The 9,383-nt window shown below is 74.2% G+C and carries 7 protein-coding genes, 1 tRNA gene and 1 pseudogene; 8 read left to right on the plus strand and 1 reads right to left on the minus strand.

The features are described from left to right. Nucleotides 1–95: 95 nt before the first annotated feature. The 6 genes and pseudogenes from AB0C69_RS31590 to AB0C69_RS31615 form a co-directional block, all read left to right on the plus strand. Nucleotides 96–1,124, plus strand: a pseudogene (locus tag AB0C69_RS31590) (methylmalonyl-CoA mutase family protein); the annotation flags it as partial. A 37-nt stretch (nucleotides 1,125–1,161) separates the two neighbouring features. Then, nucleotides 1,162–2,148 carry a methylmalonyl Co-A mutase-associated GTPase MeaB gene (gene meaB / locus AB0C69_RS31595; RefSeq protein ID WP_360358660.1) on the plus strand — a complete coding sequence of 329 codons (987 nt, stop codon included), beginning with the start codon at nucleotides 1,162–1,164 and terminating at the stop codon, nucleotides 2,146–2,148. 79 nt (nucleotides 2,149–2,227) lie between these two features. Next, nucleotides 2,228–3,229: a GNAT family N-acetyltransferase gene (locus tag AB0C69_RS31600; RefSeq protein WP_360358661.1), complete on the plus strand. Its 1,002-nt coding sequence runs from the start codon at nucleotides 2,228–2,230 to the stop codon at nucleotides 3,227–3,229. A 92-nt stretch (nucleotides 3,230–3,321) separates the two neighbouring features. After that, a tRNA-Asn gene (locus tag AB0C69_RS31605) sits at nucleotides 3,322–3,392 on the plus strand. 25 nt (nucleotides 3,393–3,417) lie between these two features. Then, complete coding sequence (locus tag AB0C69_RS31610) at nucleotides 3,418–3,858, plus strand: HNH endonuclease (RefSeq protein WP_345176053.1); 441 nt, start codon at nucleotides 3,418–3,420, stop codon at nucleotides 3,856–3,858. Between the two features lie 196 nt (nucleotides 3,859–4,054). Further along, nucleotides 4,055–5,077, plus strand: coding sequence for a hypothetical protein (locus AB0C69_RS31615; RefSeq protein WP_345176050.1), 1,023 nt, complete (start codon nucleotides 4,055–4,057; stop codon nucleotides 5,075–5,077). A 25-nt stretch (nucleotides 5,078–5,102) separates the two neighbouring features. Here AB0C69_RS31615 and AB0C69_RS31620 read toward each other — a convergent pair whose 3' ends face one another. Continuing rightward, nucleotides 5,103–6,158, minus strand: a complete 1,056-nt coding sequence (locus AB0C69_RS31620; RefSeq protein ID WP_345176048.1) for a Gfo/Idh/MocA family oxidoreductase — start codon at nucleotides 6,156–6,158, stop codon at nucleotides 5,103–5,105. A gap of 129 nt (nucleotides 6,159–6,287) precedes the next feature. Here AB0C69_RS31620 and AB0C69_RS31625 point away from each other — a divergent pair, with 129 nt between their 5' ends. Then, nucleotides 6,288–7,937, plus strand: coding sequence for an FAD-dependent oxidoreductase (locus AB0C69_RS31625; protein ID WP_345176045.1), 1,650 nt, complete (start codon nucleotides 6,288–6,290; stop codon nucleotides 7,935–7,937). Beyond that, nucleotides 7,934–9,383: ATP-binding protein (locus AB0C69_RS31630; protein ID WP_360358662.1), on the plus strand; the 1,450-nt coding region annotated here is incomplete at its 3' end. The genes AB0C69_RS31625 and AB0C69_RS31630, both read left to right, overlap by 4 nt.

Below are 9,383 nucleotides of genomic sequence, written 5' to 3' on the forward strand. Positions count from 1 at the left end.
GCCGTCCCACGGCAGGCCGGCGACGTCCACGAGCGGCGGACGCACTGCGGGAAGTCCTCCCTCGCGGGCGAGTCTCTCCAGCAGGTCCGGCTCACACCCGGACCATCGACCCCTGGGGCGGCAGCGCCTACGTGGAGCGCCTCACCTACGACCTCGCCCGCCGCGCCTGGGGCCACATCACCGAGGTCGAGCAGGCCGGCGGCATGGCCAAGGCGATCGACGAGGGGCTGCCCAAGCTGCGCATCGAGGAGGCCGCCGCCCGCACCCAGGCCCGCATCGACTCGGGCCGGCAGCCCGTCATCGGCGTCAACAAGTACCGGCCCGACGTCGAGCAGGAGATCGAGGTCCTGAAGGTCGACAACGCCTCCGTGCGCGCGCAGCAGATCGACAAGCTGCGCCGGCTGCGGGAGGAGCGCGACGAGAGCGCGGCGCGGGCCGCGCTGGAGGCCCTCACCCGCGCCGCCGAGGCAGCCGAGGAGGGCACCCGCCCGCGGGGCCTGGAGCACAACCTGCTCGCGCTCGCCATCGACGCCGCCCGGGCCAAGGCGACCGTCGGCGAGATCTCCGACGCCCTGGAGCGGGCCTACGGGCGGCACGCGGCGCAGATCCGTACGATCTCCGGTGTGTACCGGGAGGAGGCGGGCCAGGTGACGGGCATCGAGCGGGCGCGGGCCGCGACGGCCGCGTTCGAGGAGGCCGAGGGCCGCCGCCCCCGCATCCTCGTGGCCAAGATGGGGCAGGACGGCCACGACCGCGGGCAGAAGGTGATCGCGACCGGGTTCGCCGACCTCGGCTTCGACGTCGACGTGGGCCCGCTGTTCCAGACCCCCGCCGAGGTGGCGCTGCAGGCCGTCGAGGCCGACGTGCACATCGTCGGGGTCAACTCGCTCGCCGCCGGCCACCTGACGCTGGTCCCCGCGCTGCGCGAGGAGCTCGCCGCGCTGGGCCGCGACGACATCATGATCGTCGTCGGCGGCGTCATCCCGCCCGGCGACTTCGAGGAGCTGCGCGCGGCCGGCGCCTCGGCGATCTTCGGGCCCGGCACCGTCCTGGCGGACGCGGCGACCGGCCTGCTGGAGCAGCTCACCGCCGCGCTCGGGCACGCCGCGCCCGAGCGCGCCTGAGGGGCGGCGCGGGAGTGACGGGAGAAGGGGGCGCGCCGTGAGCGCGCCGGGCCTCGACGACTACGCGGCCGGGGTGCTGGACGGGTCGCGGGCGTGGATCGCGCGGGCGATCACGCTCGTGGAGTCGGCCCGCCCGGACCACCGGGAGCTGGCGCAGAAACTGCTGGTCGAGCTGACCCCGCACGCCGGGAGCGCCCGCCGCGTCGGGATCACCGGCGTGCCCGGGGTCGGCAAGTCCACGTTCATCGACGCGCTCGGCACCCGGCTGACGGGGGAGGGCGGGAAGGTCGCGGTCCTCGCCGTGGACCCGTCCTCCACCCGGACGGGCGGCAGCATCCTCGGCGACAAGACCCGCATGCACCGCCTCGCCACCGACCCGTCCGCGTTCATCCGCCCCTCGCCCACCGCCGGGACGCTCGGGGGCGTCGCGAAGGCCACCCGCGAGGCGATGGTGGTCATGGAGGCCGCCGGCTACGACGTCGTCCTGGTCGAGACGGTCGGCGTCGGGCAGTCCGAGACGGCCGTCGCCGAGATGGTCGACTCCTTCCTGTTCCTCACCCTCGCCCGCACCGGCGACCAGCTCCAGGGGATCAAGAAGGGCGTCCTGGAGCTGGCCGACGTCATCGCGGTGAACAAGGCCGACGGCGAGCACAGGACAGAGGCCGAGCGCGCCGCCCGCGAACTGGCGGGCGCGCTGCGGCTGCTGCGCAGCGACGAGCGCGTCCGCGCCGCCCCGGTCCTGACGTGCAGCGCCAAGGAGGGGACCGGGCTCGACGAGGTGTGGGACGCCATCGTCCGGCACCAGGACCGGCTCCGCGAGTCCGGCGAGCTGGAGGCCCGGCGGCGCCGCCAGCAGGTCGGCTGGACGTGGGCCCTGGTCCGCGACCGGCTGCTGTCCGACCTGCGCGGGCACCCCGGCGTCCGGGAGGCCGCACCCGGCCTGGAGCGGGAGGTCGCGGAGGGGACGCTGACGCCAGCGCTGGCCGCCGAGCGCATCCTGGAGGCGTTCTCGCGGGACCGCTGAACGGGGTTCCCGTATGTCCGAAACCTTGGGTTGTCCCAGGTCCCGGTCACGGCGCGCGGGGATCAGGTACAAAAGTCGGATGGACGTCATCGCGCTCGATGATCCGACGGACGCGCAGATCCGGGAGTGGCACTCGGTGCTGGCCGCCGTTCACGCCGCCGAACCGGACGGCGAACCCGCGCCCGACCCGGAGCGCACGGCGCGGCTGCTGCTCGGCGCGGAGACCGCCGCGCGGCAGCGGCTGTGGGCGGTGGTCGCCGGCGGGCCCGGGGCGGAGGCGCCCCTGGCCGCGGTGGCGGCGCTCCGGCTGCCCGGCGAGCCGGGCGCCGACCGTCCCGGCGAGGTCGACGTCCAGGTCCGCCCCGAGTACCGGCGCCGCGGCCTCGGCGCCCGGCTCCTCGCCGCGGCCGCGGAGGGTCTGCGCGCCGACGGCCGCTCCAGCGTGATCGCGCAGGTCCTCGCGGGCACCCCGGCCGTCCCGTTCCTGGAGTCGCACGGCTTCGAGTGCGTGCTGACCCTGCGCGGCATGCTGCTGCGGCTGGACGACGTCCCCGCCGAGCGCGTGGCGCGGCTGCTGGCCGCGGCGCCCGCCGGGTACCGGCTCGCGCGCTGGCGGGGCGTGGTGCCGGACGAGCACGCCGACGCCCTCGCCCGCGCCAAGCACGCCATGGCCGACTTCGCCGAGTACGAGGGGACGCCCTGGGACGCGCACCGCGTCCGCGAGATGGCCGAGATCGTCGCCAAGCGCGGCGACGACCTCTACACGGTCGCGGCGCTGTCGGGAGGCGTCATCGCCGGGTTCACCGAGGTCGTGGTGCCGGCCGGGTGCGCCGGGCGCGCGGCGCAGTACGACACGGCGGTGCTGCCCGAGCACCGCGGCAGGCGGCTCGGCATCTGGGTGAAGGCGGCGATGCTGCGCTGGCTGGGGGAGGAGTGCCCCGGCGTGCGGGAGATCGAAACGGACAATTCCGGCGACAACGCTCACATGCTCGCCGTGAACGAGGAGCTCGGCTTCCGGCTGGAGCGCGAGTCCCTGGAGTACCAGGCGGCCGTGTCCGCCCTCCCCGCCTCCGGTCGCTGACCGGAAAACACGTTGCCCCCGCGGCCCGCCGCTGGGCATTCTCAGGGAGGTCTTCCGGGAAATGCCCGGAAGGCGGAGAATTGCCGAAGCATTTCCTCGTAGTTCAACGGCAGAACGCCGCACTGTTAATGCGGATATCCAGGTTCGAATCCTGGCGGGGGAGCGGCACGGGCCAGGGAGGTGACGCGGTGAACGTGCTCGTCCTGAACGCGTCGTACGAACCCATGCAGAGGGTCGATCTGCGGCACGCCATCCGCATGCTGGTGCGCGAGGTGGCCGTGGTCGAGGAGGCGGAGGAGGGCCGCACCTTCGGCCGCTTCCCGGTTCCGCGGGTCCTGCGCCTCGTCCGCTACGTCGCGATGCGCTGGAGGCACGGCAGGCGCCCGCCCTGGACCAAGCGCGGCGTGTATCTGCGCGACGGGGGCCGCTGCTGCTACTGCGGGAAGCGCGGCAACACGATCGACCACGTCCACCCGCAGTCCCGCGGCGGCGCGGACACCTGGGAGAACACCGTCCTGGCGTGCGGCAGGTGCAACAACCGCAAGGGCGACCGGACCCTCGCCGAGGCCGGGCTGCGGCTGCTGTCGTCGCCGCGGGTGCCGCGCTGGGAGGAGCTCGTCGGGCCGTGACGGGGGGCGCCGGGTCCGCCCGGCGTGCCCGGGGGAGGGGCCGGACCGCACCGGGCGGTCCGGCCCTCGGCCTCCCGGCGCGGCGCCGTCCGGTAGTCCGCGCGTGACGGTGTGTGTTTTGTGAAGCTTGTGAGGTAAATAGGGCGATTGTGGTAATGTGCCGCCAATCTTGAGCTTTGTTATCTAGGAGAGATCTGTGGCGGCCCTCGATCCCCCCGGCAGGACTCCCCGCCCCCCGCGCGGGCGAGGAACGGCGAAGCGCCTGGCGGCGCTGGCGCTCGCGGCGGGCGTCTCGGCGGCGCTGCCGCCGGTTTCGGGCAGCGCGGCGGCTCTCCCGCAGCAGCCGAAGGACCTGAAGAAGGAGTACGCCAAGCTCAAGGCGCGCTCGGAGAAGCTCTCCAAGGAGTACCGGGGCGAGCTGGTCTCCCTCGAAGAGGCGAAGAAGGCCGCCGAGCGCGCGGGCGCGGACGCGACCCGGGCCGGCCGGGAGTACGACGCCGCCCGCGTCGACATCGCCCGCCTGGCGTCCACCACCTACATGACCGGCCGCCTCGACGTGATCCCGATGATCTCCTCGGCCGAGCCGGGCGCCGCCGTCCGCGACGCCGCCGTGATCGAGCACATCACGCGCAACAACGGCCGCCGCATCCAGAACCTGGAGACGCTGAGCGCCAAGGCGGTCCAGTCGCAGGCGACGGCCAGGAAGAAGCTGGACGCGGTCAAGAAGGAGATCGACGACCTGGAGGGCCAGCGCGCCCGCGTCAAGAAGCTCCTCGCCAAGTACAAGCCGGAGACGACCCGCACCACCGCCCCCGCCGGCGGCGGCCGCCCGGACGGGGCGAGCGGCGCGAAGTCCCCGATCGTCGGCAACTCCATGACCGCGCGGATGCGCACCGTGCTGCTGGAGATCGACGGGAAGTTCGGCGCCTTCCCCACCATCGGCTGCGCGCGGCCCGGCGACCCGCAGGACCACGGCTCGGGCCGGGCATGCGACTTCATGGAGAGCACCGGCGGCAGGATGCCGAGCGCGTCCGCCCAGGCGCACGGCGACCGGGTCGCCCAGTACGTGATCGACAACGCGTCCCGCCTCGGCATCAAGTACGTCATCTGGAAGCAGCGCATCTACGACATGCGCGGCAGCGGCGGCTGGAGCCAGATGGAGGACCGCGGCAGCGTCACCCAGAACCACTTCGACCACGTCCACGTCTCCGTGCTCTGACGGGTCCGCGCCCCTCCCCGGCTTCTCACCGGTCGCCGGGTTCGACGACGGCGGACTCGCGGGCGGAGCGGGCGGCGGCCTCGATGACCTCCAGCCCGGTGATCGCCTCGGCGAGCGTGACCGGGGGCGGCGCGCCGTCCCGCAGAGTGCGCAGGACGCCGGCGTAGAAGTCGTGGTAGGCCCCGGCGGCCGTGGGCTCCGGCGCCTCGTGCCCGGGGACGCCGAGCATGCCGCTGGACCCGGGCGGAGCGATGCCGTAGCCGGGGTCCTTGGGGGTGAGGCCCGCGCGGAGCTGCTCCTCCTGGACGTCCATGCCCGAGACCGCGTACGCCGCGTCGCTGCCGAGGACCCGGAAGCGCGGCCCGGGGCTGGCCGCGGTGGCGCTCATCCAGAGGTGCGACCGGGCGCCGCCCGGGTGGGTCAGGGCCACGAACACGTCGTCGGCGGCCGTGGCTCCGGGGCGGCGGGTGTCGATCTCGGCGTAGACCCGGTCCGGGGGGCCGAGCAGCGCGATGGCCTGGTCGACGAGGTGGGAGCCGAGGTCGAACAGGATGCCGCCCGCGTCGCGGGGGTCGGCGCTCTCCTTCCAGCTCTCCCTGACCTGCGGCCGCCAGCGCTCGAAGCGGGACTCCAGGCGCCGGACGTCGCCGAGGGCGCCGGAGGAGGCCAGCCGCCGCACCGTCTGGAAGTCGCCGTCCCAGCGGCGGTTGTGGAAGGGGAAGACCGGCAGGCCCCGGACGGCGCTCAGCGCGGCGAGGGAGCGGGCGTCGGCCGAGGTGGCCGCGACGGGCTTGTCCACGACGACGGGCAGGCCCGAGGTCAGCGCCGTCCGGGCCAGCGGCACGTGCTGCCGGTTGGGGGCGGTGACCACCACCAGGTCGCAGGCGCCCGAGGCCCCCCACAGCCGGTCCACGCTGTCGAGGACCTCGGCCTCCGGGTACCGCTCGCGCACGGCCCGCTGCCGCTCCGGGGCGCCGGTGACGACCGCGGCCAGCCGCATCCCCGGGACGGACGAGATCAGCGGGGCGTGGAACACCGAGCCGCCGGTGCCGTATCCGATCAGAGCAACGCGCAGGTCCATGTGCCGATCATGACCGATGCCGCGGCGGCGGCGGGGCGGCGGGGCCCCGATCGGCGGTGCGGGGCCCCGCGCGCCAGGCGCCGGATCCACGTAGGCTTTCGTACGGGGTTGTGTCGGAACGAGGGGGACATGTTGTCCAAACCAGTGCTGCTGACGGTCGACGACGACCCGGGCGTGTCCCGGGCCGTGGCGCGGGACCTGCGCCGCCGGTACGCCGAGGGGTACCGGATCGTGCGCGCCGAGTCGGGCGGGCAGGCGCTGGAGGCGCTGGGCGAACTGCGGCTGCGCGGCGACGACACGGCCGTGCTGCTCGCCGACTACCGGATGCCCGGGATGGACGGCGTGGAGTTCCTGGAACGCGCCATGGACCTGTTCCCGTTCGCGCGCCGGATCCTGCTCACCGCCTACGCCGACACCGACGCGGCGATCCGCGCGATCAACGACGTCGACCTCGACCACTACATGCTGAAGCCGTGGAACCCGCCGGAGGAGAAGTTCTACCCGGTGATCGACGAGCAGCTGGACGCCTGGGCGCGCGTCGACCGGCGCCCGCCGGGCGAGCTGCGGGTGGTGGGGCACCGCTGGTCGTCCCGCTGCTACGAGGTCCGCGACTTCCTGGCCCGCCACCAGGTGCCCTACACCTGGCTGATGGACGGCGACCCCGAGGGCGCCCAGCTGGTCACGGCGGCGGCGTGCCCGGAGCTGCCGCTGATCGTCACCGCGGACGGAAAGACGCTGTCGGCCCCGTCCGACGCCGAGCTGGCCGCCGCGGTCGGGCTGCCGAGCACCCCGTCCACCGGCTTCTACGACCTGATCGTCGTCGGCGGCGGCCCGTCCGGCCTCGGCGCGGCCGTGTACGGGGCGTCCGAGGGCCTGAGGACGGTGGTCGTGGAGCGCCGCGCCCTCGGCGGCCAGGCCGGGCAGAGCTCCCGCATCGAGAACTACCTCGGCTTCCCCGACGGGGTGAGCGGCGCGCAGCTCGCCGACCGGGCCCGCCGCCAGGCGGACCGGTTCGGCGCCGAGCTGCTGCAGGCCGGCGAGGTCACCTCCCTGGAGGCGCGGGGCACGGCCCGGGTGGCGCGGCTGTCGGACGGGACGGAGATCGCCGCGCACGCCGTCATCCTCGCCACCGGCGTCTCCTACCGGCGTCTCAACGCGCAGGGCGTGGACGACTTCGTCGGGCGCGGCGTGTACTACGGCGCCGCGCTCACCGAGGCGCCGTCCTGCGCGGACGAGGAGGTCGCCGTCGTCGGCGGCGCCAACTCCGCGGGCCAGGCGGCCGTGCACCTGGCCAAGTACGCCAGGAAGGTGCACATCATCGTCCGGGCCGAGGGCCTGGAGAAGTCGATGTCGCACTACCTGGTCGAGCAGATCGCGGCGACGCCCAACATCGAGGTGCACACCGGCAAGACGGTGTGCGCGGCGGAGGGCGCCGACCGGCTGGAACGCCTCACGTTCGCGTGGCCGGGCGGGAAGAAGACCATCGACGCGCACTGGCTGTTCGTGTTCATCGGGGCGGAGCCGGGCACGCAGTGGCTGGACGGCTTCGTCGAGCGCGACGCGCGCGGGTACGTCCTGACCGGGCCCGACCTCGTCGGCGGGGGCCGCCGCCCCGCCGGGTGGCCGCTCGCCCGCCAGCCCTACCACCTGGAGACCAGCGTCCCCGGGGTGTTCGCGGCGGGCGACGTCCGCGCGGAGTCGATGAAGCGGGTGGCGTCCGCGGTCGGCGACGGCGCGATGGCCGTCGCGTTGGTCCACCGTTACCTGGAGCAGGCATGAACACCGCGTCACCGGAGCAGCTGCGGGAGCTGTTCCTCTTCGAGGACCTCGACGACGAGAAGCTCGGCTGGCTGTCGGCCTGCGGGACGGTCGCGGACTACCCGCGGGACGGGATCATCTGCGCCCAGGGCGACGCCGCGGAGTTCCTCTACGTGCTGCTCGACGGCGAGATGGTGATGACCCAGAACGTCCGGGGCCACGTGGCGCAGGTCAGCCGGACCGACCGGCCCGGCACCTACGGCGGGGCGGTGCAGGCGTACCTGGGCGACAAGATCGAGCAGAGGTACCAGCACTCGCTGCGCGCGACGCGCCCCACACGGGTCTTCGTGCTGCCGGCGTACAAGTTCGCCAAGATGGTCCGCAAGTGGTTCCCGATGGCCACGCACCTGCTGGAGGGCGTCTTCTTCGGGATGACCAACGCGCGGCGGGTCGTCGACCAGCGCGAGCGCCTCACCGCGCTCGGCACCATCACCGCGGGCCTCACCCACGAGCTGAACAACCCGGCCGCCGCCGCGGCGCGGGCCAGCGCCGAGCTCGGCGACCGGCTGATCGGCGCGCAGAAGAGCCTCGCCGACCTCGCCGCGCAGGGCGTCGACTGCACCCATCTGAGCGCGCTGGTGTCGCTGCGCCCGGCGCTGCCGGCCGCGCCCGGCGGGCGACGCAGCCCGCTGGAGGTCAGCGACGCCGAGGACGAGCTCGGCGACTGGCTGGAGGAGCACGGCGTCGAGGACGCCTGGGACCTCGCGCCGGGCCTGGTGGCCGCCGGGATCGGCATCGAGCAGGCCGAGGAGGTCGAGCGGGCGGCGGGCGGCCACCTGCCCGCCGCGATCCGCTGGCTGGCCGAGGTGATGGAGGTGACCCAGCTCCAGGCGGAGATCTCCGAGGCGATGGGCCGCATCACCGCGCTGCTGGACTCGGCCCGGCAGTACTCCCAGCTCGACCGCGCGCCCTACCGGCGCACCGACCTGCGCGAGCTGCTGGACAGCACGCTCACCATGCTCAAGCGCAAGTTCGGCGACGGCGTGACGGTCAAGACCGTCTACGACGAGACGCTGCCGCCCGTCCCGGTGTACGCGGCCGAGCTGAACCAGGTGTGGACCAACCTGATCGTCAACGCGCTGCAGGCGATGCAGGGCAGCGGCACGCTGACGATCCGCACCGCCCGCGAGGACGACTACGCGCTGGTGGAGATCGCCGACACGGGGATCGGCATCCCCGAGGAGGACCTCGACCGCATCTTCACGCCGTTCTTCACCACCAAGCCGGTGGGGCAGGGCACGGGGCTCGGCCTCGACATCTCCTGGCGCATCGTCGCGGGCCGGCACGGCGGCGACATCCGGGTGGAGTCGCTGCCCGGCGACACCCGGTTCCAGGTCCTGCTCCCGCTCACCGAGCCCGCCGAGGAGCCACGTCGAGGAGGCCTACGACCTCAGCGACGCCGACACC

The organism is Actinomadura sp. NPDC048032 (assembly GCF_040653175.1).
In the GTDB taxonomy this organism is placed as follows: domain Bacteria; phylum Actinomycetota; class Actinomycetes; order Streptosporangiales; family Streptosporangiaceae; genus Spirillospora; species Spirillospora verrucosospora.

What these genes read in the sequence shown, in the direction of transcription:
- AB0C69_RS31600 (WP_360358661.1), top strand. Translation starts at nt 2,228, where the DNA reads ATGGACGTCATCGCGCTCGATGATCCGACGGACGCGCAGATCCGGGAG.
- AB0C69_RS31620 (WP_345176048.1), bottom strand. Translation starts at nt 6,158, where the DNA reads ATGGACCTGCGCGTTGCTCTGATCGGATACGGCACCGGCGGCTCGGTG.
- AB0C69_RS31625 (WP_345176045.1), top strand. Translation starts at nt 6,288, where the DNA reads ATGTTGTCCAAACCAGTGCTGCTGACGGTCGACGACGACCCGGGCGTG.